Annotated in this window: 32 protein-coding genes; 10 read left to right on the top strand and 22 right to left on the bottom strand. The window is 59.3% G+C overall.

Translation table 11 applies throughout. From position 1 onward, the window contains the following. The 18 genes from QYE47_RS02720 to QYE47_RS02635 all read right to left on the bottom strand — a co-directional run bounded on the left by QYE47_RS02720 (position 1) and on the right by QYE47_RS02635 (position 11349). A complete protein-coding gene (locus QYE47_RS02720) occupies positions 1-654 on the bottom strand; it encodes an HK97 family phage prohead protease (protein ID WP_301158861.1) in 654 nt (217 codons plus the stop codon). Next, positions 632-1843, bottom strand: coding sequence for a phage portal protein (locus QYE47_RS02715; protein WP_301158860.1), 1212 nt, complete (start codon positions 1841-1843; stop codon positions 632-634). Before QYE47_RS02715 ends, QYE47_RS02720 begins: the two co-directional genes overlap by 23 nt. After that, positions 1843-2052, bottom strand: coding sequence for a hypothetical protein (locus QYE47_RS02710; protein ID WP_301158859.1), 210 nt, complete (start codon positions 2050-2052; stop codon positions 1843-1845). The genes QYE47_RS02715 and QYE47_RS02710 overlap by 1 nt, the downstream gene beginning before the upstream one ends. Further along, on the bottom strand, positions 2049-3776 hold the full coding sequence (locus QYE47_RS02705) for a terminase large subunit (protein WP_301158858.1): 1728 nt from the start codon (positions 3774-3776) through the stop codon (positions 2049-2051). Before QYE47_RS02705 ends, QYE47_RS02710 begins: the two co-directional genes overlap by 4 nt. Beyond that, positions 3776-4255, bottom strand: coding sequence for a phage terminase small subunit P27 family (locus tag QYE47_RS02700; RefSeq protein WP_108078152.1), 480 nt, complete (start codon positions 4253-4255; stop codon positions 3776-3778). Before QYE47_RS02700 ends, QYE47_RS02705 begins: the two co-directional genes overlap by 1 nt. A 137-nt stretch (positions 4256-4392) precedes the next feature. Next, positions 4393-4761 (bottom strand): HNH endonuclease, encoded by a 369-nt coding sequence (locus QYE47_RS02695; RefSeq protein ID WP_301158857.1) that lies wholly within the window; start codon positions 4759-4761, stop codon positions 4393-4395. Next, the gene (locus QYE47_RS02690) at positions 4752-4931 is read right to left on the bottom strand and encodes a hypothetical protein (protein ID WP_301158856.1); all 180 of its coding nucleotides are present in this window, start codon (positions 4929-4931) and stop codon (positions 4752-4754) included. The genes QYE47_RS02695 and QYE47_RS02690 overlap by 10 nt, the downstream gene beginning before the upstream one ends. Positions 4932-4991: 60 nt before the next feature. Then, positions 4992-5210 carry a hypothetical protein gene (locus QYE47_RS02685; protein ID WP_301158855.1) on the bottom strand — a complete coding sequence of 73 codons (219 nt, stop codon included), beginning with the start codon at positions 5208-5210 and terminating at the stop codon, positions 4992-4994. A 2-nt stretch (positions 5211-5212) separates the two neighbouring features. Continuing rightward, positions 5213-5536 (bottom strand): phage holin, lambda family, encoded by a 324-nt coding sequence (locus QYE47_RS02680; protein WP_274101674.1) that lies wholly within the window; start codon positions 5534-5536, stop codon positions 5213-5215. Positions 5537-6073: 537 nt separating this feature from the next. Further along, positions 6074-6760, bottom strand: a complete 687-nt coding sequence (locus QYE47_RS02675) for a hypothetical protein (RefSeq protein WP_301158854.1) — start codon at positions 6758-6760, stop codon at positions 6074-6076. Positions 6761-6771: 11 nt separating this feature from the next. Beyond that, a complete protein-coding gene (locus QYE47_RS02670) occupies positions 6772-7086 on the bottom strand; it encodes a hypothetical protein (protein WP_301158853.1) in 315 nt (104 codons plus the stop codon). Further along, positions 7086-7349: a hypothetical protein gene (locus QYE47_RS02665; protein ID WP_301158852.1), complete on the bottom strand. Its 264-nt coding sequence runs from the start codon at positions 7347-7349 to the stop codon at positions 7086-7088. The genes QYE47_RS02670 and QYE47_RS02665 overlap by 1 nt, the downstream gene beginning before the upstream one ends. Continuing rightward, a complete protein-coding gene (locus QYE47_RS02660) occupies positions 7346-8644 on the bottom strand; it encodes a site-specific integrase (RefSeq protein WP_301158851.1) in 1299 nt (432 codons plus the stop codon). The genes QYE47_RS02665 and QYE47_RS02660 overlap by 4 nt, the downstream gene beginning before the upstream one ends. Then, on the bottom strand, positions 8641-9069 hold the full coding sequence (locus tag QYE47_RS02655; RefSeq protein ID WP_301158850.1) for a VRR-NUC domain-containing protein: 429 nt from the start codon (positions 9067-9069) through the stop codon (positions 8641-8643). The genes QYE47_RS02660 and QYE47_RS02655 overlap by 4 nt, the downstream gene beginning before the upstream one ends. Continuing rightward, positions 9066-9362 (bottom strand): DUF1364 domain-containing protein, encoded by a 297-nt coding sequence (locus QYE47_RS02650; protein WP_301158849.1) that lies wholly within the window; start codon positions 9360-9362, stop codon positions 9066-9068. Before QYE47_RS02650 ends, QYE47_RS02655 begins: the two co-directional genes overlap by 4 nt. Next, the gene (locus tag QYE47_RS02645; RefSeq protein WP_301158848.1) at positions 9362-10156 is read right to left on the bottom strand and encodes an ATP-binding protein; all 795 of its coding nucleotides are present in this window, start codon (positions 10154-10156) and stop codon (positions 9362-9364) included. The genes QYE47_RS02650 and QYE47_RS02645 overlap by 1 nt, the downstream gene beginning before the upstream one ends. After that, positions 10146-11000 (bottom strand): replication protein, encoded by an 855-nt coding sequence (locus QYE47_RS02640; protein WP_301158847.1) that lies wholly within the window; start codon positions 10998-11000, stop codon positions 10146-10148. The genes QYE47_RS02645 and QYE47_RS02640 overlap by 11 nt, the downstream gene beginning before the upstream one ends. A gap of 139 nt (positions 11001-11139) precedes the next feature. Next, positions 11140-11349, bottom strand: a complete 210-nt coding sequence (locus tag QYE47_RS02635; protein ID WP_108191422.1) for a hypothetical protein — start codon at positions 11347-11349, stop codon at positions 11140-11142. Positions 11350-11438: 89 nt separating this feature from the next. Here QYE47_RS02635 and QYE47_RS02630 point away from each other — a divergent pair, with 89 nt between their 5' ends. Continuing rightward, positions 11439-12260, top strand: a complete 822-nt coding sequence (locus QYE47_RS02630; protein WP_108191421.1) for a S24 family peptidase — start codon at positions 11439-11441, stop codon at positions 12258-12260. Positions 12261-12305: 45 nt separating this feature from the next. Here the strand turns inward: QYE47_RS02630 and QYE47_RS02625 are convergent, their stop codons facing one another. Beyond that, positions 12306-12620 carry a DUF1654 domain-containing protein gene (locus QYE47_RS02625; RefSeq protein WP_108191469.1) on the bottom strand — a complete coding sequence of 105 codons (315 nt, stop codon included), beginning with the start codon at positions 12618-12620 and terminating at the stop codon, positions 12306-12308. 404 nt (positions 12621-13024) lie between these two features. Here QYE47_RS02625 and QYE47_RS02620 point away from each other — a divergent pair, with 404 nt between their 5' ends. The 5 genes from QYE47_RS02620 (at position 13025) to QYE47_RS02600 (ending at position 15140) form a co-directional block, all read left to right on the top strand. Continuing rightward, positions 13025-13462, top strand: coding sequence for a tellurite resistance TerB family protein (locus QYE47_RS02620; protein WP_301158846.1), 438 nt, complete (start codon positions 13025-13027; stop codon positions 13460-13462). Then, positions 13459-13653: a hypothetical protein gene (locus QYE47_RS02615; RefSeq protein WP_301158845.1), complete on the top strand. Its 195-nt coding sequence runs from the start codon at positions 13459-13461 to the stop codon at positions 13651-13653. Before QYE47_RS02620 ends, QYE47_RS02615 begins: the two co-directional genes overlap by 4 nt. Before the next feature lie 341 nt (positions 13654-13994). Further along, positions 13995-14378, top strand: a complete 384-nt coding sequence (locus QYE47_RS02610; protein WP_049587408.1) for a helix-turn-helix transcriptional regulator — start codon at positions 13995-13997, stop codon at positions 14376-14378. A 19-nt stretch (positions 14379-14397) separates the two neighbouring features. Further along, a complete protein-coding gene (locus tag QYE47_RS02605; protein WP_301158844.1) occupies positions 14398-14667 on the top strand; it encodes a hypothetical protein in 270 nt (89 codons plus the stop codon). After that, complete coding sequence (locus QYE47_RS02600; protein WP_301158843.1) at positions 14664-15140, top strand: hypothetical protein; 477 nt, start codon at positions 14664-14666, stop codon at positions 15138-15140. The genes QYE47_RS02605 and QYE47_RS02600 overlap by 4 nt, the downstream gene beginning before the upstream one ends. 47 nt (positions 15141-15187) lie before the next feature. Here QYE47_RS02600 and QYE47_RS02595 read toward each other — a convergent pair whose 3' ends face one another. Then, positions 15188-15970: a hypothetical protein gene (locus QYE47_RS02595; RefSeq protein ID WP_301158842.1), complete on the bottom strand. Its 783-nt coding sequence runs from the start codon at positions 15968-15970 to the stop codon at positions 15188-15190. Between the two features lie 112 nt (positions 15971-16082). Between QYE47_RS02595 and QYE47_RS02590 the strand changes: the two genes are divergently transcribed. Both QYE47_RS02590 and QYE47_RS02585 read left to right on the top strand, forming a co-directional pair. After that, entirely contained in the window at positions 16083-16466 is a 384-nt protein-coding gene (locus QYE47_RS02590; RefSeq protein WP_301158841.1) for a hypothetical protein, read from the top strand. Positions 16467-16559: 93 nt separating this feature from the next. Beyond that, positions 16560-16820: a hypothetical protein gene (locus QYE47_RS02585; protein ID WP_301158840.1), complete on the top strand. Its 261-nt coding sequence runs from the start codon at positions 16560-16562 to the stop codon at positions 16818-16820. Positions 16821-16916: 96 nt separating this feature from the next. Here QYE47_RS02585 and QYE47_RS02580 read toward each other — a convergent pair whose 3' ends face one another. Beyond that, positions 16917-17300, bottom strand: a complete 384-nt coding sequence (locus tag QYE47_RS02580) for a hypothetical protein (RefSeq protein WP_301158839.1) — start codon at positions 17298-17300, stop codon at positions 16917-16919. 89 nt (positions 17301-17389) lie between these two features. On the opposite strand from QYE47_RS02580, the gene QYE47_RS02575 reads away from it, so the two are divergent. Together QYE47_RS02575 and QYE47_RS02570 are read left to right on the top strand one after the other, a co-directional pair. Further along, positions 17390-18169: a DUF2786 domain-containing protein gene (locus QYE47_RS02575; protein ID WP_301158838.1), complete on the top strand. Its 780-nt coding sequence runs from the start codon at positions 17390-17392 to the stop codon at positions 18167-18169. Further along, complete coding sequence (locus tag QYE47_RS02570; RefSeq protein ID WP_301158837.1) at positions 18166-19041, top strand: hypothetical protein; 876 nt, start codon at positions 18166-18168, stop codon at positions 19039-19041. The genes QYE47_RS02575 and QYE47_RS02570 overlap by 4 nt, the downstream gene beginning before the upstream one ends. Here QYE47_RS02570 and QYE47_RS02565 read toward each other — a convergent pair whose 3' ends face one another. After that, positions 19042-19494, bottom strand: coding sequence for a hypothetical protein (locus QYE47_RS02565; RefSeq protein ID WP_301158836.1), 453 nt, complete (start codon positions 19492-19494; stop codon positions 19042-19044). Positions 19495-19524 lie beyond the last annotated feature (30 nt).

Raw genomic sequence — 19524 nt, 5'->3', positions numbered from 1 at the left:
TTACATTTTGTCCAAAAGGGATTTCAGGGATTGAAGTGCTTCGTCGGCACCCGCCTCTCGCGGTGAAACTGCGCCGTAGCCTTTGGCCATGAAGGCCTTGGCCTGGGAGCCGGAGAACCCTACCTCTCGCAGGGCCCGCTCCACTTTGCTGGGCGGCGGGGTTTCGCCGCGGGCCAGCAGAGATTTCACGTCGGTGATCCGGGCCTCGTCGTTGGCTGGGAAGGTGACCAGGGAGACTTCCCATAGGTCGATCGCCTTCAGCAGCCAGATACCCTTTTCCTTGTCGTACTCGTAGTCATCGAGCATGTAGCCGATCGACATACCAGTCAGGCTGCCGGCCTTCATATGACCGTGCGCTCGCTTGGCCAGTGGGTCGGCCTCGGTCAGCAGTTGCCCCTTCACATACAGGCCAATGTCGTCTTCGCGCATCTCGGTGTACACACCGATCGGCTCGCTCATGTTGTGCTGCCAGAGCATCGCCGGCAGGCGACCCTTCTCCTTCCACTTGGCCAGGCTGGCCGCAAAGGCGCCGCGGACAACCACATCGCCGTAGCTGTCCTCTACACCGAAAACCGAGCCATAGCCCTCGAACTCGCCACTATCGCTGACTGACTTGATGGTCAGCGGCAGGTCAAGGCGCTGTTTTGTCTGCATCGTCGTCAGCCTCTGGTTTGGTGGTCATGTTCAGTGGAGTCAGATACACATCGCCGCCTTCTCGCGGGTTCATGTCCTCAAGGTCCCGGCATTCGTTGGGGCACAAAATGCTCCACTGAATGCCCTTCGCGTACGCATCGAATCGCCCCTTCATGTCGCCGCGCATCAGCGCGCCGGCATTGAACTTGGCGTAATGGGTTAGGCGGTCTTTCTCATTGAGCAGGCCGACCTGAATCCGGTGCTCGACGCGAGTGATGATCGGCACCAGCGAGTAGTTCACGAAGTTCATGCCCATCTGCTCAACGTTGTTGAGCGTCATCTTGTCCATGTTCGCAACTAGGTGGGGCGGTACGCGGAAGAGGCCGCACAACTGCGCCTCGGTCATGCGCTTGGATTCAATGAATTGGGCGTCCTGGGCGTTCAGACTGATGGGCTTCCAGTCCAAGCCCATCTCCAGGATCATGGGTTTGTAGGCGTTAGCCACCCCCATGTGTTCGCCCTGGAACTCCCCCTTCAGTCGCGCGAATGCTTCATCGGTAAGCGTCTGTTCTGTGCGCAGTACTCCGCTGGTGACGGCGCCGTTTGTGAACAGCTTGCCGGCATGGGCATCCATTGCCTGACCAAGCCCTAAAGTCTGGCGGGCGTAGGCGATCGGGTTCAGGCCGTTCAGCCCATCCAGCGTGAAAAGCCGGACGTGCCAGATCTCTTTTTGCGAGAGCGTTTTCTGCCCTGTCTTGAAATCGACCTTGTACTCAACTGTCCAGTCGTCGTTCAGCTTCGGCTGGACGATGTCGGGATTGAGCGGAAGAAGCTCGACAACATTTCCTAGGGCTTCGACCTTGTAGGCGTAGAAGTTGCCGCGCAGACACAAGCACGCAACCAGCATCTCCCAGAATTCCTGGGAGGTCATGTAGCCGTTCGGCGCCATGCTCAGCAGTGGGTAAAGCCGGTGGCCAGTCGCAGGCAGACGAACCTTTTCCGTCTGCTTCATCAGTCGGCATGGAAGCATGCCTATCGATTCCGCCAGCACCCGCACACAGTTGAATACCACCAACTGCTGCATAGCGCTGGTGGTGGTCACGCGCTGCCCTGACGATGTTTCGTAGCCAGCTCCAAGCGCCAGCGCCAGTTTCTCCGGAGTGTCGATAGCCAGCGGGTTGCTCTTTCTCCCAAGAAGGGCCTTAAACATCAGCTCCCTCCTCGAATGATTGCGTACGCGGACAGCGACATGAGGATCACACCACACACCGACAGCGCCGCCGCCTCACCAAAGCCAACCCACAGACCGCGCGCAAGCAGGCCGAAGCCGACCATTCCGACCAGATCCGGCAGGCTTTCTCGGAGGCGAGCGAGAGCAGACGCCCCGTCTTCGCGAGGTGCCTCTTGTTCAGGGGTCATAGAGTTCTGATTCCGTGCTTTGTGATGTGGTCGGAGAGCGTTTCCTCCGGGTTTGCGTTAGCCAGCACCCGGCCAACCGTCATAATCAGGGCCACTGCCCCGTCGATCTTGTTGTCTTCGCCCTGCTTGATTGGTCGCACAACGTCATCGTTGCCGGGCAGGTTCTTGCCTATGACGTTTCCGATACACCAGGTCATGATCGGATTGCCGTCGTGATGGAACCTGCCCGCCTCGATTGCAGCTTCCAGCTCCTTCATGCCGTCGGACATGTTGGTGTAGTTCTGGGTGATGGTGATCGGGTTGAAACCCTCATCGTCCAGGTCATGGCTCAGGCCAGTAGCGCCGTGCGGGTCGATCGGGCTCTCCCTGATCGGTGCCAGCTTGTTGGCTTCCTTGGTGTCCTCGAGGATCTCGCGGTAGTCCACCTCGGCGCCAGGCGTGGCGGTTAGGTGACCGGTATTAATCCAGGCCTGGAAGCGCTCGGCCATGCGCTTGTTGTCCACGTCGTTCGCGGTGTCCTCGGGAACCCAGAACGCCGGAGCCACGCTGTAGTAATGGACCTTCCCATCGATTTCTCGCCAGAACAGCCTTGCCCTGGAGTTCATGTCGAGCTTTCGCGCCAGGTCGAACCCCGCCATCCACTCTTGCCCCTCGAACTGCTCAAGCGTGAGCGTCTTGTCCTCGCAGGCCTTCCAGCTCTCCATATTGAAGAATCCGGACTTGGCGCTCACCCACAGGTTCAAGTGTTTGGTCTTGAACGTGTTGGTGAAGCGCGCCGAGCGGATCGCCCTGGCCAGCTGGCTCTCCAGGTACTCCTGAAACACGGACACGCCCATGCAGGGGTTGGCCTTGGCCAGGTTCTTCGGATCGGTCCAGTCATCGCCCTCGTCCAGGGTCCAGATGTAGCCGAACAGCTCGTCGTCAGGGACGGTGCCATTCAGCATCTCGATGACCTGGCGGCGCTTGTCGTAGCACGGCCCCTCGATGTTCGCGCCGGCGGTGGTGATGATGAACATCAACGGCTGCCGGCGTGCACCCATGCCGGTAAGCATCGTGTCGTACTGGGCCGCGCTGTCGTGCTCGTGGTATTCGTCGATGATCGCGCAGGACGGCGACGCACCATCACCTGGGTTACCGATCAGCGGCTCGAATCGGCTGCCGTTCGACGGAATGTTCAAGTTCGAGGCGTTGACCTCGATGCCAGCTGCCTCGATCAGCATGGGCGACCGGCTGACCATCAGCCTTGCAGGCCGGAACACCTCCCACGCCTGCTTCTCGGTGGTCGCACCCGAGTAGACCTCGGCGCCGAACTCGTTGTCGGCGGTGAACATGCTGATGCCGACGCCGGCGGCGATCACCGATTTGCCGTTCTTGCGCGGCACCTCCCAGTAACTCTCGCGGAAGCGCCGGTACCCGCCCTTCTTCCGTACCCACCCGAAGGTGCAGGCCAGGCCGAAGAGCTGCCATGGCTCCAGGGTGATCAGCTGTCGCTTGAACGCCCATTCACCCTTGGTGTGGGGCAGCAGCTGCATGAGGCGCAGCTTCTTCTCGCCCTTGGCTGGGTCGAACTTGTACGGGTAGTCCTTCGAGCGGCTGGCCGCTACGTCATCGAAGTGCCGCTCGATCGCCTGGTGGATGAAGCGGCAAGCGGGAAACTTTCCTTTGAGGACGGACTTTGCCCACGCCATCGCCTTGTCGACGTTGGTGTACTTGGCTCTGGCCATCAGGAACTCAGTAGGGCTGCGAACTCGTTGGTGGATTTCTGCTTGTTGCCGCCGATGATCCGCGTGCGGCTGGCCGGGTCCAGACCCAGCATGGAACCGAAGGTGACCATCTGGCGCATCGCTTCGTTAGCTGCAGTGAGCGCCGGGTTTTTCACCGGCCCGCCGGTGGCTCCAGCCACCACGATGCCGTGGGCGATAACCGATTCCTGTGCTCTTCGCCAGTTTCCGTAGGCAGAACAGAACGCCTCGACGTTGTGCATGTCGGTCAAGGCAAGAACCTTTGCCCGGAGCAATTCCGGAACCAGCATTTCCCATACCCGGGTGGCGTGTTCACACAGCCATTCGGGCGCGTCAACGTTGGTCACGAGGGCAAAATCTGGTTCGTCCTTGTTCAGCTTGCGCTTGCCGGGATTGCCGGCCAACGCCTTCTGGGCCGTGGGTTTTGGGCGACGGCCGGAGCGCCCGGCAACCCCTGGCATCGGCGCCTCCACTAAACTTTATATTTCGCGGGTGTAAAAAAACGATTGAGGGCGCGGTGTCCGAGCGAAAGGCCCTGAACTTTTGACCCTCCCCCTCCCCGCCAACGAGATTTCCTCTCATTTGCGTCGTTTTTCGATCATTTTTTGACCGTTTTCGACTCACGCTGCGTCTTGGCCTTGTGGCAATCGCGGTTGATCGCTCGAAGGTTGTCGTCATCGTCGGTACCGCCGTGGGCAAGGGCCACGATGTGGTCAACCTCATGCGCTTCGCGGATGCGACCAAGCTGGGTGCAGTCATCGCACCGACAGAGGTACTGATCTCGCTTCAGGATTCGCTCACGCTTTCGGCGCCAGGGGCGACCACCACGGCCCGATCCCTTACGTGTCGCCCAGGCCTTGGCCTGCTCGGCGGCCAGGTCGGCATGACCATCGCAGTAGCCATTGGCGTTGCGGTGTAATGATCGGCAGCCCTGCGCCCGGCATGGTCGTTGTGGTCTCAGCGGCATGGCGCACCACTCAGGTAAGTCAGTGGCAGTGCATCGGGATCAGGGACAACGTCATCCGCCAGAGCTTCGACCAGAGCCAGGTTCTGCGTCGCGATCTGCTCCAGCAGGCCGGTCTGCTTCTGCTGCTCGGCCAGTAGCTGCTCCAGCAACGAGATCACGCGCTCGCTCATACGCCACCTTTGTCCACTTGTTGATCCATTCGCGCCGGGCCGCGCATCCGCCGCATGCCATCACTCGCCCTGCAGGCGCACATGGCGGCCGTCGCAGTTGAACTCAACAATCAGCCTGGTTATCTCGCCGGCTTCCTGAATGAGCTGAACCTTGGTCTGCCCTGCCAGAACCTCACCGCTGAATGCGTCATGGAGGCAAACATGGATTCCGTCGCGCTTAACCACCAGAGGTCGAGAGGACAACAGATAGCTGAGGCGGGATTGCTCTTCGTTCTTCATGGTCACCCCTGGGCTTTACGCGTCATGAACAAGTCCGAATAGCCACGCAACTTCTCTACTCCCATGAAGCCAACAGCACCGCCTGCGAAAGTGGCCATGCCCTGCGGCAATCCCATCCACTCGAGCAGAGGCACCAGGGCGAGGGTAATGAGGCCGCAGAGCGCGCCTTCCAGAAACATCTGCCGTCTGGTTCCTCCGCCATAAACCACCCGGAGGGCAGCTATCGCGACCGACAGGCCAGCGGCATACAGCTGAGGCTGGTGAGCCAACACCCAGGCGAGTACAGCGGCCCACAGGCCAGGATCCTTCTCGGGCATGTTTGGCATCTCGGTTCCTCCCTTTTCGGGGAGCAGAAAAGAAAAAGCCCCGGCGTTCACCAGGGCTCAAGTAAGAAAAAACCCCGCTTCTGCGGGGCTTTGTGAGGCCATGCCTCGAATAAAAAGGGAACGTTGCCATTTGCTACGCATCCCGCCAGGACGGCGACGACACAATAAGATATTGCACTAGCGACTGCAGCTGCGAAATTTTTCACCATCTCTTACTCCTTATCCGCAATCTTGGCTGTTGCGGTCAGCGATCCAAAAAAGTTACCAAGCAATGTCAAAACGACCATCAGCATAAATAGGATCGCCATCAAGGCAGTCTGCGTTATCGGAATCGAACCGATTAGTCCCCTCAAGTCTGTTGGCAGGCAGTTGCGCTGCTCGTGCATGCATCATAACAGGCGAGGACCTGCCACCTAAACATTGGGCACAAAAAAACCCGACACAATGGCCGGGCTTTCGATGGTCAGTCCTCAACGTGCGCAGGAATGACAGGATGGGGTTAATTTCTCTCACTCTCTCACTGATGTCAATAGGCAATTATGCAGCGTCTTTGATCAGCAGGCCTTCCGCCTCAAGAATCACCCGGACCTCGCTTAAGGAGTCGTTGATTATGCCGTCGAGCTTCTCCTTGATCCCGGCACGCCAGCGGTAGCGCGTAGGCTCCGATGTGGCGTCCAGATCCCAGGTGTTCATGTCGTAGAAGCTGTCAGGGAGAATGATCAGATCCTCGGCCAGCGCCTCTGCCTTTTTGCGGTCAGCGTGGCCAGCGGCCAAGGCAGCGTTGACCAGGCTCTCGCGACGCCATTCAGGCGCGTCCAGCGGGATATCAACCGCGACCGAGCGAGGCCCCTTCCGTCGCGCCCCTTTGAGCTTCGGGATGGCCCAGGTGGTGACAGCCTTGTAGATGAACAGTTGAGGCGCCGGGCTGGCAATCAGCGGCGCGATGGCCGTGATCCCCTGCAGCCGCTTTGCCTTGTTGGTGGCGTACTTCGCATTTAGGGCGTTCCAATGGCGGGGAATGAGCAGGTGGCGGAGGCGCGCAGCCAGCCAGTAATCAACCTGAGCCCGATCAAACCCGCCTGACTGTCCGCCAAGCGAAGCCAGGCAACCACCCTCCTCCTCCGCCGATTTGTAGAGCTTCTGCCATGCCTGGCCTTTTGCAACGCCTTTCTCCCCTGCCGCCAGAGCGGCAACTACTGCACCCGATACGCTGTTGTAGATCATGTCCTTCCCCCTCAATCACCGGTGTAGTTGGTGCCGCCGGCGCCGCGCCGGTTGCTTCCCTGATATGTAGCCTCAGGCCCGGATGCCTGAGGGTTCTTCAACTGCTCAATCTGTCGGAGTGCTGCCCGAAGGCTCATGCCGAGCTGGGTCGCCAGTTCATCCAGGGCTAGGGCCTCGCCAGTTGCAGCCGCTACCCAGCCAGAAGCGTTGCAGTGGTCGCATGGCAGTTCGTGAAACACGCCCTGAGTGACCGCTCTCCCACGGCACAAAGGACACTTGTCCAGCTCGATCACGGCCTTCTTGAAGGCTGGACCGTGGTTCTTCATCAGCCGACCACCTTGAAGCCCTGGGCGCGCAACGACTTTTCGGCCATCTCGTGTGCCCACTGCCCATCAGGGTCACCGATGATCAGATCGAAAGGGTTTTTGACACATATCGACTTGCGAGAGGCTTCCCACCCCTTCTGGAACGACTCCCAATCAGCCTGGGCCATCGGGTCGCTGTAGTTATTGCCCTTAGGAGGCTCCCGGCGATGATCGCGGGCATTGGAGCGCTCGAATTCGGCGCGGATTGTGTCGATATTCGTCATTTCGAATCCTCGCTAATTACAAATGCGGTAAGGTCGCTCGGCGCCACGGCTGCTGTGGCCTCTGGCGATTTCTGCGAAATTTCAAATAAGGCCTTGGTAAGGCCGTGAATGGCTGCAAAGCCGATCCGATCAAGCCAGACGTGCCACTTCTCCAGCGCGGCGCGACGCTGCTGCATGGCCTGAGTGTGGATGTAGGTGCTGGCGATCTTGCCCAGCTTGTGGTTAAGCAGCATCTCGCCGATGTGTCCGTCGATGCCGAGGTCGGTCCAGGTACTGCGGGAGACCTTGCGCAGGTCGTGGCTGGTCCACTCGCCCTGCCCCAGGCGCTTGAACACGTTGCTGGCTTGCGTCTCGCTCAGACACAGGCCCCGGCGATTCGGGAACAGGTAGACCCCCTCATAGCCATCGGCCTGCTGAATGGCCCGGTACCGCGTCAGCAGCGCTTGCACCTGGGCGGTGAGCGGCAGGCGGTGCTCGGTACGGGTCTTGGCGTTGGCAGCGGGGATGAACCACTCGGCAGCCGCCAGCGAGATCTCGTTCCAGCGGGCCATACGGGTCTCACCGATCCGTGTGCCGTGGGTCAGCATCATCAGCGCCAGCATGGCGTCACCCGGCTCCTGCTGGAATGCCTGGGCAAGCTGCTGCATCAGTTCCGGCAACTGCACGTCACGCAGGCGGGCTGCCTTGGGCAGGATCTTGGCCTTGGTGAAGTCATTGAAGCGCATCCCGGCCATGGGGTTACTGTCGATCAGGCCCAGTTGCAGGGCCTGGCGGAAGGCGGTCAGCAGCAGCGCGAACATCTGCCGCAGGTAGGACAGCGACACCTCGGCCTGGCACGGCCACATCAGGTGCTTGTCCAACGCATCGGCAGTCACGTCAGCTAGGGCCAGGTCATCCAGGCGCGGCTTGAGGTGCTGGGTAATGGCAGACTTGGCGCCGGCCTTGCGCTTGGCCGACAGCGAGCGGTCACGCGCCATCCGATCGCCGTACCAGTCCAGCAGCTGACCCACGGTAGCCATGCCAGAGACCACCGGGGCAGTGGCCGGGTCACGCAGCAGGCGCTGACGCAGCGCAGGCAGCTCGGCAATCACCGCCGCCACGCTCAGGTCAGGCCATCGGGCGACCGGCACCCACTTCTTGCCGCGCACCAGGTGCCAAGTCCCGCGCTCTCGGTTGCTCCAGAAACGCAGGTACAGGCCGGGATGACGCGGGTCGCGCAGGTCGCGTACCGACTTGTCGGCAGCCTGCCGGCGCACTTCGGCCTCACTCAGCTTCACTTCTCGGGTCGCGGTCATGCAGCCACCGTGGCAGGCAGCAGCAGATAGGCGCGGATGGCCTCGACGGCGTCGATATTGCCCCGACATACGATGGCCAGATAGCCCTGATCGGCGAGCGCCTGCAGGTAGGCGTCCTGGCTCGGGGATACCGGCGCGTCATAGGGCGGCATGGCCTTGAACTCGATGTACAGGCCGAAATAGCCACCGCGCGCCATCGGCAGCACCAGGTCGGGCACACCAGCCTTGACGCCCTGCCCCTTCAGTTTGGCGGCCACGGCCTTGACCCGGTGCCCGCCGTTCGGGACGTGATAGATCAGCTTGTAGGCTTGCGGGTAGCGCAGCTGCAGCTCCTGCATCAGCGCGGCCTGCTCCTGCCCTTCCCGGTCGACGGGCTTGGCGCGAGTCGGCTTGGCCTTGAACGTGCGAATGGCGGGCGAATTCATGCGATCAGCACCCCCTCATTGAGCAGCAGCGCCTGGGTGCGCATGACGCCCTCGGCGTGGTACTGGCGTGCGGTGTCGCGGTCCACTGCCCGGCTGCGCCCGTCGCAGGCGTCGTGACAAGCGCTGCAGCACCAGGCGCCTTGCAGGTCGTGCGGCTTCTTGCCGACGCCACAGGTGCCGGCAAGACGGTAGTGCGCAAGGACAGTCGTCTCGGGATTGCCGTTGCATACGCCTGGGATGCGCACCTGGCACTCACGCCCGCGCGCGGCTTTGGTCAGCTTGGACTGGCGCATTAGATCGCCTCCCGGCCACGGTGGGACGCCCAGTCGAACGGCAGGACGATCCCACCGCCCTCACGCAACCGATCCGCCGAGCGCTCTCCCATGGCTGCGGGCAGCTCTTTCGCGCCCAGGTTGGAAATCACAATGGTCGGCAGCATCCGTTCGTAGCGACCGTTTATAATCGAGAACAGCCGGCTCAGCTCGAAATCGCTCGGGGCCTCCTTGCTCGCTCCGACCTCATCGAGAACCAGCAGTGACGGGCGAATCAGCGCGTCAAGGATGCTCCCCTCGGTCTGGCCGGAACTGCCATCGAACGTGGCGCGGATGGCCTGCAGAATTCCACCGAGGGTCCGATAGGCTGCCGTATGCGTGGTGGTGGCCATGACGGCCTGGGCGATCGACACCCCCAGGTGGGTTTTTCCGGTGCCGGGGTTTCCTACCAGGATCAGGCAGCGCCCGGCGGCCAGATTGGCATCGAACTCGGCGGCGTAACGCTCGCAGCGCGCCTTGGCCTTGTGCTGGCCTTCGCAGGTCGCCGCATAGCTGTCGAACGTCTTGTCCTTGAACCGCTTTGGGATCAGCGAGTCTCCGAGCTTGTACGCCAGATCCACGCGCTGACGCTTGGTGTCTTCGGCCTGGGTTTTAGCGACCTGCGCCGCCTTGCAGCCCGGGCAAGGCGAGCGGAAGGTGTGGCTGAGCACCTGGTGGGTGGTCGCCTCATACGGGCCATGCTCTTCGCATATCGCCATGGAGGTCACCTGCGGACCGGCAATGCTGGACAGGTGGACCACTTTTTCAGAACGCATAGGAGCCATCCTCCCGTGGAATGAGGCCATCGTGGTAGTCGCGGTCGTTGAAGCCGTGATGACGGCTGTTTGGCTTGTCCTGGGCGGGCGATTTGGCGAGGAATCGCTTGGTGATCCACTCAACTTCGAAGCTGCGCCACCCGCTGTCGATTACGATTTCCATCACTTGGGCTGGCTGAATACCCAAAGCCAGACACTGGCGGAGCTTCTCGTTCAGACGGGCCCAGACCCGTTCGCTCATCTGGGCGCCCTTCGACTTCCGAACCGCCAGGTAATCAGCGATCAGGGATTCATCGAGGCCGTGCGGGTTGTCCGCCAGCATGGCGACCTTCCCGAATGGCGCCTTGCGATCTTCCTTCGCCCGAGTCGGCTCAGGCTCGCTGGGGGGGCATGTAACATCTTCCGAAGGAAGATTTACATAGGGGGTTTCTTTCTTAGAATAAAGAAGGGAGTCGGCGGTTTTGGTCTGTTTCGACTCTGAGCCGATTCGGACCACTTCAGCCGAGTCGGCTGTTTTGGTCTGTTTCGGATCAACGTAGATCCAGTCCTTCGGGTCATTCACACCGATGTCGCCTCGGGCACCACCGTCACGGAACAACACGCGACGGCGCAGCAGGCTGGAAACCGCCTTGGACACGGTGTCTGGGTGAGCGTGGATAGCTTTCGCGATGTCGGTAGCCGGGATGCGCTGGGCACCCGCACCGAAGTTGATAGTGGCCTTGGCCACGTACAGCACAATCTTCATCTCCCGAGCGGGGAGATCGATAGCCAGCAGGCCATCCATGAGCTGGTTGTCCATCCGGGTGAACCCCCTGGACTTGTCAAGTGGGACGATGTTTGTCATGCTTAAACCCGTTCTAAAGCTGTAGAGAAAGCCGCCCTGCCAGGCGGTTTTTTTTCGTCTGCTGTATGGCTACTGGATGCCTGAACAGCTGGACGGCCCCACTACTGGCGCAAGGCCAGATAACTCACAATTCACCTCGTCAATCGGAACCTTTCACCGGGCATGCGACGGGAACGTCTTGGCGTTGAGCAACAAGCGCCCCACCTGACTCCTTCTCCAGAACGCACTGCATCGGATAAGAGAAACCGCCAGCAGCACGGCATTGCGAGACCCTGCTGCTGGACACGCCGAGAGCGTTACCGATGGCGCGGCCGGTGCGGAAATGTTTCAGGGCTTCGTCAAAGGTCATTGATGTCTCTCCGAGGTCTTCGGCGAGTTTAGAGTTCTTAACACTACAAGGCAAGTTATCTAAACACTCAAAGGTTTAGAATCCTAAATATGGAATTCAAAGACCGCGTCATCGCGCGCATGAAGGAGCTCAACCTGAGCTCAACCGACCTCAGCAAATTGTCTGGCGTGTCCAAGGCAACCGTGAGTTTCTGGATTAACGGGACGAACGGTGCTAAGGGCAAGAATCTACTCGCCTTGGCCAAAGCACTTGAGTGCTCAGCAGAATGGCTTTCTGACGGCACCGGCCAACCAACCGACGAGAACTCTCCTTCCGGAGCCGCATCCAGCACTGCCGAACTGGTAGCACAGATGCTTGCCTCCAAGGCTGGGAAGAACCTTTCGGAGAAAGCGCGCGAAGTGATGCTTGCCGCTGCTGCCGAAGCAGACAGCCCAGATCGCGGACAAGAATACCTGCCCTCTGCATATTCCAGCCTGAAGCCGACCCAAGAGGAAATTCTGATTCCTCAGTACGACGTGCGAGCGGCAATGGGCCACGGACAAGTGCCTGCCGACTACAGCGAGGCGGTACGTAACCTTGTAGTACGCGAGGAAATTTTGCGGGAGAAGGGAGTTACGTATACCTCACCTTCAGCACTGGCGATGATCACCGGTTGGGGCCAGAGCATGGAGGGGACCATCAATGACAAGGACCTGGTCATTGTTGATCGCGGCATCAGCGAGTTTATCGGTGAAGGGATTTACGTCATCACCTGGCACCAGGAACTGTACATCAAGCGGATGATGCGTTTGGATGAGGACCATTTTCGGCTGATCTCTGACAACCAGCATTACGAAAATCAGACGGCTCGCATCGATGATGTCACAGTGCACGCCAAGGTACTGCTGATCTGGAACGCGAAAAAGGCCTAGCACTCAGCCTCAAGAAGCCCGCGTAATAGCGGGCTTTTCGTACCGTCAAAACGGCGCCGCCTCCTCTAACGCTATAAATTCATCCTGAGTTTCTGCCTGAGGATCATCGTCGGAGAAGGCCTCCCAGCGCAGCGTTACAGAAACATCCTCCTCATTGAATTCCATTTCGATCCCATCAGTCTCCTTGAGGATCCCCATCACCTCCTCCCACTCTCTGTCCCCATCAGTATCTAGCCGGTGAATGGTCACCCACCTTTGCTGTCGAGCCGTAGGATGATTGATCATCGATGACACCCGAAGACCCAGGCGCTCCACGCCTGACATAACCGATCTTTCCTGCTGCTTCTGGGGCTTTGCCATCTGATCCTCCGATAACTGTATATCCATACAGTGACTACACAAGACTAGCTGATCTCCTACAAAGCCGGAAGTCTTGACTTTCAATGCTCGCCGGGAGTACCCGTTCGCCCGCACTGTTTAGATTTCTAAAATTCTTCTTGACGCTTTCTGTTTAGTTTTCTAAATTTACATCAAGCAGTCGCGCCATGGGCTGCCGGCATACAAGCCACCGCTCTTTAAAAACCAGTAGATGAGCCACCAGGCGCCGAGTTAAGCCGGCCGTTGAGCCCTGGTGGACAGTACGCAACACAGCAAGCTTCCTCGCTCGACATGTCGGCCCGCAGGTTTGCTGAGCAATACCGATTTCACTGGCTGGCCTTGGCAACAGGGCCAGACGGGAAATCAACCCCACGGAGCAAAACCCCATGCTTGGAAAACTGTTCGGCAAGAAAGGTCGTGAAGCCCGCGCTGCAATGCAGGTGGTTCAGAACCGCGACCTGATGCAGGCGATCGTGTACGGCGCCTTCTACGTCGCAGCCGCCGACGGCGATATCGGCGAGGACGAGATCAAGAAGACCGAAAAGCTGATCGCAAACACCCCTCAGCTCAAGGGCTTCGGGCCGGAGCTGTCCAACACCATGGACCGCGCCGAGAAGGACTTCCACGACGGCGGTCACCGCATCCTGAGGATGAACGCCGAAAAGGAACTGAAGGACCTAGCTCACTCGCCGGAAGAAGCGGCCATCGTCATCAACGTCATGCTGACCATCGCCGAGGCCTCAGGCGACATCGACGACAAGGAAATGGCCGTCCTTGAGAAGTCGGCGAAGCTGATGGGCCTCAGCCTCAAGGACTTCCTGTGATCCGAATCGGATCCTTCGCGATCATGGCCGTTGCCGTCGCATGGTTGATCATGCGCGGAATCGACTACGGCACCTGCGCTTTGTACGGCCACCAGACAGAGCGCGACACCCGCTACGCCGCATTCGTCGGCTGCATGGTGAAGACCAGCAGCGGATGGGTGCCTCGCAACGAACTGCGCACCCAGCAGTAGCACCGCGTCAGCCTGACGAAAACTGCCCGGTTCACCTGGTTCCCCATCACCAGGCTGCATCGGTGTGTGATCTGAATGCGCAGGCTGATGCGCGAACCGCACCTCGTTTGGCAGCTACTGGGGCACATCGAGTTAGGCGCCAAAGCCGGAGATCAGCACCGGCCAGATCACACACCAATGCAGAACTTAAAGCGCACGCCCGTGCGGTTTACGCCATATAACGTTTACCACCATCAATCTTAAATCGGCTCCATCGATCGTGACGTTCGCCCTCCCCTTGGTCCGGGAGGTAGACGGCAGCGAGCGTCACGACCAATGCAGCCACCCCGCAAGAGCAAATCATGGACACGATCACTATCGGCGCATGGATAGGCCACCTTGGCCGAGGCCTGGCGCCTCGCGAATTGCAGTGTCTCCTAGAGGTTGCCCGAGGACTGACCACAAAAGAGATCGCCAGGAGCTTCGGCATCAGCGAGAGCGGCGTAGAAAAACGCCTCGGTGACGCAATGTTGAAACTGAAGGTCCGCCGCCGAACTGCCCTTGTGGCTGAGGCGGCATACCAGAAGATCATCACTCCGCTCTGCCTCGCCCTGGTCTGTCTTGTGGCAATGCATGCCGCCATCAACGACAGCGACCCGATGCGCCGCGACCGCCGAGCCCCCGAGCGCCGCACCGCCCAAGTTCGAATCGTTCGCAAGGCCGAGGCCTTCGAATACCACGCCTGACCCACCCGAGGATCACCCCATGCAGACAGCAATGCACCCTGCTTTCGAGCAGAAGCTTGCCGTGCTCGCGGCACTGCTCGAGCGCAGCAAGTCAGCCAGGACCGAGGCGCACGCCAAGGTCGGCAAGCAGACCCCGCGCTACCAGGCATCAGGCAAGGGCGGCATGTGGGATGTGGTTGAGATTGCCACGGGCGCGGTACATGGCTTCGCCTTTAGCTACCGGGCCGCGCTGCGGTTCGTGGATGCGATGGAGGCCGGCGCGGCGAGCAAGCAAGGTGGAATGCAATGAGCAAGCGCAAGCCGCACAACATGCGCGCCAGGCTGGAGCGCACCTGCAGGGCCCTGGTATCGGCCAACCACGCGGCCGTGGTCAACATCGACCCCAGCGGCCAGCAGGTGCTGATCAACTGGAAGAACCTCAAACAGATCTGCGTGCGGCAAGTCGTCGATGCCGTCTGCGATATCCCGCACCGCTGGACCATCTACCTCAGCGTGCTCTGCCGCACGGAGTTTGGGGATCGGTATCACAAGTCGGTCGAGGTCGCAGCCCAGGGTAACTACCGCGCTGAGCATCTGACCGACGTGATCGAGTCGACCTACATGGACCTCCGGGCCACCGCCAACCCTAATCATCTGGTGGCGGCCGGCTGGATCGCCATACCCACAGACACAACGCTCGACGAAGCAGAGGCCGCAAAGATCTTTGCCGCTGTCGGCGCCTGGGATCAGAAGATGGAGGCGTGTAGCAATTCAGCGACTTGAGCCGCCGATTCGTTGCCAAGTTAGTGTTGCGATTCCAACTTCTAGATTTAATCGTCACCTTCCTTCTTGTCCGGATTGCTAGGTCTCCCTTCTTCGGACATTGCTTGCTTAGCCAGTTTTACGATTTCATCTGCCGAGTAACTTTCGCGGAGTAGTCGATTAAGAGTTGAATTCGCAGGGTAGGTCATAAAGTGCTCCAACCCTTTAGGTCCTTCAAGGGATGATTTCGAGTGCAAACGCTGGCCTGACTCAAGCTTAGATATCCGTCGAGTAAGCTCTCGGGTTGCGCCCAAAATCTCTGTTAAAACATCTTGCTGCGACCGAGGTTTAGTGACTTTGTCTGGCTCGTTGTTAGCCAGTGCCAGCGCAAATTCCGTTTCGAACTGAGGCCAGTAAACCAGAAATGCCTTTTCGAGGACTCTTTCATCCAAGGCTCTGTCGACCAAACATGCATTGAGAGTCCTCACCAGCTCCCAAACACTTTCTTTATCAGGTTTTGTGTGGTTGAACTGAGCAAGTGGATCCGTGAGGTCATGGGGCTGAAGATCTACAAGAAACGTACAGACCCGATTACCGCTCAACCCTTTAGCAAGCGCACCAGACTCGAAAAGAATCCATGGCTTATCTTTATTATCTTGGGTTAAGCACACGATACCTACCGAGATATCTCGTAATTTTTCGTTGATTTCGGAGAACCACAACGACCCGCGATCAATGTGCCGTGTCGAAATCCAAGGTTCCGACGCTTGTAGGACACATTTAATCCAGTCACTTAGAACTTCTGCTACTGCTCGACTTCGGTTGCCAGACCAACTAATAAAGACTTTCATCCTTCGCTCTCTCACTCGGCCCCATGCCGGTCACCCGTAATACCCCATCCAAAAACAAATTGCCACCATGCCGCATCCGGCCACGGAGGGCGGCGCATGCATGGAGAAAGCCATGAGCAACTACAACTGCGACTACGTTCGCCGCCACTACGACGTGCCAGCCGAGATTGGGCGTCGCGTAATCGCCAACGGCGAGCCGGGAGTGATCATGGCCGATCGCGGGCATTACATCGGCGTCATCCTCGACAGCGATCCGAAGAAACGCATTCGCAATTACCACCCGACCTGGGAAATGCAGTACGGCGAGATGGCCGAGACGCTGCCGCTGAAGCGCTACCAGGTGCTGGTTAGTGGCTGGGACTGGTGGGACATCACCAATCGAACAATCGTCGATGTGTTCGCCAGCACGCCCTCGCAGGCCAAGTACAAGGCCTACGAGCGGTGCGAGTACCACGACATCGAGTGCATGTTCGGCTTCAAGGTCCGCCGGGCCTGACTATCCGGCGCCCCCCTCGCATCACGGTGCAGGCTTGTAGTTTTTCAGCATCGCCTTGGCGCGATCGATAAGGCCAGGCGTGAGCACTTCTCCGTGCGTATCGACAAGGACCGGGGTGCACGAACAGCGACAGCCTTTGCCGTTGCCATCGGCCGACCACCAACTCAGCATTTCTTCGCCCGTGAACAACTCACCGTGTCGAGCTACATGTGTGGGGCGGCTGTCTGGGGCCAGTGCAGACATGTGCATGAAACGAACATCAATACCGGCTCTCCGAGACTCAGCAATGTCTGCCTGAAGTTTCCTAATCCGCATCGCATGAAGCTCGTCATCTCGCATTTTACTGAACACTGATAACCCTCTCCCTTCTGACTAAGGCGCCATACAGAATACTCCAACCCGCGCTGCCCGCCAGCGCCTTCCCCTATTCAACGATAACGCCTCCCGGCGTCAGGTCAGGTCGAGGATCAGAAGCAACAGCAAAGCATCCTCGATCGTGTTGACCCGCACCGCCCAGTGCTCATCCTGGGGGAGTGTGAAGCTGTCCGGGAATTGTGCTCGAACATGAGCCGCGCTGTGCCTTTTTGCCCTAGTCACAGGCGGCCGCCATTGGAATGTCAGCCAATCCTGGGTCGGCATGAGCGCAAACCAGCACTCTCCATCAACTTCGATTCCTACTGAGCGCACTTCACCCTGACGCTTCCGGTAGCAGGTGACCGATTTCATGCAGATGAGGGTTCCGATCAGCAATGCGTACGCCTCTTTTGCGCACCCGTCACGGATGTAGTCGTAGTAATCGCCTATCCAGGCTGTGTCTTCACCGATCTTCAGCATCAGTTGCCCTCCAATCAACAGCTCAACTGTAGCCCAATCAGAATTGCGCCTCCTCGGCGAGGGCGGCGCCTGCACGCAAGGACAAAGACATGACCGAACAACAGAACGACGAAAGCAAGCTCGAGCGGGTCATCCGCAAGATCAAGCGCTGCCTGGCCCTATCCAAAAGCTCGAACGAAAACGAGGCCGCCACTGCTATGCGCCAGGCCCAAGCGCTGATGCGCGAGTATCGCCTGACCGAGCTGGATGTGCGCCTGAGCGATGTGGATGAGGTCCAGTCGGAGAAGTCCAGAGCGAACCGCCGGCCCACCTGGGACCGGTACCTGAGCAGCATAGTGGCCCAAGTGTTTGGGGTCAGGCCTCTGTCGTACCGGCACTGGTGCGAAACATCCGGCCGCAGGGTTGATCGGGCGCTGTTTGTTGGGGTTTCACCAGCCCCGCAGATGGCGATGTATGCCTACGAGGCTCTGCTGGTAAAGCTGACCTTAGCACGCCGTGAGTACGTGGCACTTGTCCGTTCAGGCAAGCGCCGCAGCGACTACTCGCCCGAGACCGCCGGTGATCATTTCGCTCTCGCCTGGGTGTCAGCGGTTCAAGGCAAGCTCCATGAACTGCTTCCTCGCGGAGAGGAAGATCCAGCCCTCACCCATTGCTCGGATGGTCGCGACCTGGTCGCTGTTGAGGCGCAGGATCAGGCATTAATAGAGCAGTACCTGGCAGGTCAGGAGATCGGCAAAGCCCGGAAGGCACCGAAGGTTGAGCTGGATCTAACCGCACAGATCGCCGGACTACTCGCTGGCCAGCGTGTTGAACTCAACCCCGGGCTTGCGACAGCTGGCCAGGATCAATTCAGGCTAGAAAGCGCATGACCATGAACCCCTACCAGATCACTGGGCCAGCGCAGATCGGCTTCAGTGGCGGACGCAGTTCCGGGTACATGCTGTACCACATCCTCGAAGCGCACGGCGGCCAGGTGCCCGAAGGGGTTCACGTCACCTTCCAAAACACCGGCAAAGAGCGGGACGAAACGCTCGACTTCATCCGCGAATGCCAGCGCCACTGGAATGTGCCAATCACCTGGTTGGAGTTCGATGGGGTGTACGGCCAAGGCCTGAGCTGGAAGATCGTCAGCCACGAGACAGCTAGCCGAAACGGCGAGCCTTTCGACCTGATGCTGCATTACTACACCGACTATCGGCGCGAGGAAAAGGGCGAGCCACCCATCCTGCCGAACCCGGTAAATCGGATGTGCACGGACCGGATGAAGATCAAGGCCAGCACCTGGTACATGCGTGATGTTGTGGGCCTTGATTCGTGGGACGCGATAATCGGCATCCGAGCAGACGAACCGCGGCGCTACCACCGCATGATGGCTGCCAACGAGAAAGGCGGTAACCGGTGGGAGAACGTGACACCCATGTTTCACGCGGGCGTGCTGAAGGCCGACGTGAACAGCTTCTGGGCGCGCCAGCTGTTCGACCTTGGTATCGACTCCGACCTAGGCAACTGCGATCTCTGCTTCCTCAAGTCACCCGAGAAGATCATCCGGGCCATCATCGAGAACCCCGACGCGGCCCGCTGGTGGATCGAGGCGGAAGAGCGCACCGGCCAGGTGTTCCGCCGCGACCGTCCCAATTACAAGGCTCTGGCGTGGATGGCTGATCAGCTAGGCCGTCAGATGCCGCTGGACCTGGACTTCGCTGAAGGCGAAGACCTCATTGATTGTATGTGCGGAGACTGACTACTTCGGCCAAACCGAGATTACTCCAATGAGAACACCGCCAAGACCAGTGATCCAGGTAAGCCAAAATGCCTTTACCTCACGGCGGTGCTTTTGCTCCTCCCGCAACGCTGCCCTTGCAGCCAACTCTCCATCCTCGGTCAGGCACCAAACCGAATCGCCTTCGGCAGTGGAAACACGCTCCCAAAGTTGCAAGTTTTTTTGTGAAGGCATTGGTACAGAGAGATTATCAAGCTTTCTCTGATATTCCCTGGTTACTAGATCTCGACGCCACTGATGCAGTTGCGAGACCTCGCATTGGAAATCAAAAACTGCCCCGCTCTCGTTGGCCTCTGGAGTCTTAGGTGGTGCGCGCCTCCAGGCGCGCTCCTCATCAGTGCGACAACGTCTCATGTCGAGTTTGAACCTGAGCGCGGCAGGAATGTACTTCCTGATCTTCCAATAAATCTTCATCCCTGAACCTCCCATTAGCAGCCGATTAAT

It is taken from the genome of Pseudomonas sp. 2,4-D (assembly GCF_030418155.1).
In the GTDB taxonomy this organism is placed as follows: Bacteria; Pseudomonadota; Gammaproteobacteria; order Pseudomonadales; family Pseudomonadaceae; genus Aquipseudomonas; species Aquipseudomonas alloputida.
The sequence above is the reverse complement of the archived record's forward strand: the minus strand, read 5'-3'. Positions and strand labels throughout refer to the sequence as shown.

Coding starts and splice junctions, on each gene's coding strand:
- QYE47_RS02720 (WP_301158861.1), bottom strand. CDS start 654: ATGCAGACAAAACAGCGCCTTGACCTGCCGCTGACCATCAAGTCAGTC.
- QYE47_RS02715 (WP_301158860.1), bottom strand. CDS start 1,843: ATGTTTAAGGCCCTTCTTGGGAGAAAGAGCAACCCGCTGGCTATCGAC.
- QYE47_RS02710 (WP_301158859.1), bottom strand. CDS start 2,052: ATGACCCCTGAACAAGAGGCACCTCGCGAAGACGGGGCGTCTGCTCTC.
- QYE47_RS02705 (WP_301158858.1), bottom strand. CDS start 3,776: ATGGCCAGAGCCAAGTACACCAACGTCGACAAGGCGATGGCGTGGGCA.
- QYE47_RS02700 (WP_108078152.1), bottom strand. CDS start 4,255: ATGCCAGGGGTTGCCGGGCGCTCCGGCCGTCGCCCAAAACCCACGGCC.
- QYE47_RS02695 (WP_301158857.1), bottom strand. CDS start 4,761: ATGCCGCTGAGACCACAACGACCATGCCGGGCGCAGGGCTGCCGATCA.
- QYE47_RS02690 (WP_301158856.1), bottom strand. CDS start 4,931: ATGAGCGAGCGCGTGATCTCGTTGCTGGAGCAGCTACTGGCCGAGCAG.
- QYE47_RS02685 (WP_301158855.1), bottom strand. CDS start 5,210: ATGAAGAACGAAGAGCAATCCCGCCTCAGCTATCTGTTGTCCTCTCGA.
- QYE47_RS02680 (WP_274101674.1), bottom strand. CDS start 5,536: ATGCCAAACATGCCCGAGAAGGATCCTGGCCTGTGGGCCGCTGTACTC.
- QYE47_RS02675 (WP_301158854.1), bottom strand. CDS start 6,760: ATGATCTACAACAGCGTATCGGGTGCAGTAGTTGCCGCTCTGGCGGCA.
- QYE47_RS02670 (WP_301158853.1), bottom strand. CDS start 7,086: ATGAAGAACCACGGTCCAGCCTTCAAGAAGGCCGTGATCGAGCTGGAC.
- QYE47_RS02665 (WP_301158852.1), bottom strand. CDS start 7,349: ATGACGAATATCGACACAATCCGCGCCGAATTCGAGCGCTCCAATGCC.
- QYE47_RS02660 (WP_301158851.1), bottom strand. CDS start 8,644: ATGACCGCGACCCGAGAAGTGAAGCTGAGTGAGGCCGAAGTGCGCCGG.
- QYE47_RS02655 (WP_301158850.1), bottom strand. CDS start 9,069: ATGAATTCGCCCGCCATTCGCACGTTCAAGGCCAAGCCGACTCGCGCC.
- QYE47_RS02650 (WP_301158849.1), bottom strand. CDS start 9,362: ATGCGCCAGTCCAAGCTGACCAAAGCCGCGCGCGGGCGTGAGTGCCAG.
- QYE47_RS02645 (WP_301158848.1), bottom strand. CDS start 10,156: ATGCGTTCTGAAAAAGTGGTCCACCTGTCCAGCATTGCCGGTCCGCAG.
- QYE47_RS02640 (WP_301158847.1), bottom strand. CDS start 11,000: ATGACAAACATCGTCCCACTTGACAAGTCCAGGGGGTTCACCCGGATG.
- QYE47_RS02635 (WP_108191422.1), bottom strand. CDS start 11,349: ATGACCTTTGACGAAGCCCTGAAACATTTCCGCACCGGCCGCGCCATC.
- QYE47_RS02630 (WP_108191421.1), top strand. CDS start 11,439: ATGGAATTCAAAGACCGCGTCATCGCGCGCATGAAGGAGCTCAACCTG.
- QYE47_RS02625 (WP_108191469.1), bottom strand. CDS start 12,620: ATGGCAAAGCCCCAGAAGCAGCAGGAAAGATCGGTTATGTCAGGCGTG.
- QYE47_RS02620 (WP_301158846.1), top strand. CDS start 13,025: ATGCTTGGAAAACTGTTCGGCAAGAAAGGTCGTGAAGCCCGCGCTGCA.
- QYE47_RS02610 (WP_049587408.1), top strand. CDS start 13,995: ATGGACACGATCACTATCGGCGCATGGATAGGCCACCTTGGCCGAGGC.
- QYE47_RS02605 (WP_301158844.1), top strand. CDS start 14,398: ATGCAGACAGCAATGCACCCTGCTTTCGAGCAGAAGCTTGCCGTGCTC.
- QYE47_RS02600 (WP_301158843.1), top strand. CDS start 14,664: ATGAGCAAGCGCAAGCCGCACAACATGCGCGCCAGGCTGGAGCGCACC.
- QYE47_RS02595 (WP_301158842.1), bottom strand. CDS start 15,970: ATGAAAGTCTTTATTAGTTGGTCTGGCAACCGAAGTCGAGCAGTAGCA.
- QYE47_RS02590 (WP_301158841.1), top strand. CDS start 16,083: ATGAGCAACTACAACTGCGACTACGTTCGCCGCCACTACGACGTGCCA.
- QYE47_RS02580 (WP_301158839.1), bottom strand. CDS start 17,300: ATGCTGAAGATCGGTGAAGACACAGCCTGGATAGGCGATTACTACGAC.
- QYE47_RS02575 (WP_301158838.1), top strand. CDS start 17,390: ATGACCGAACAACAGAACGACGAAAGCAAGCTCGAGCGGGTCATCCGC.
- QYE47_RS02570 (WP_301158837.1), top strand. CDS start 18,166: ATGACCATGAACCCCTACCAGATCACTGGGCCAGCGCAGATCGGCTTC.
- QYE47_RS02565 (WP_301158836.1), bottom strand. CDS start 19,494: ATGAAGATTTATTGGAAGATCAGGAAGTACATTCCTGCCGCGCTCAGG.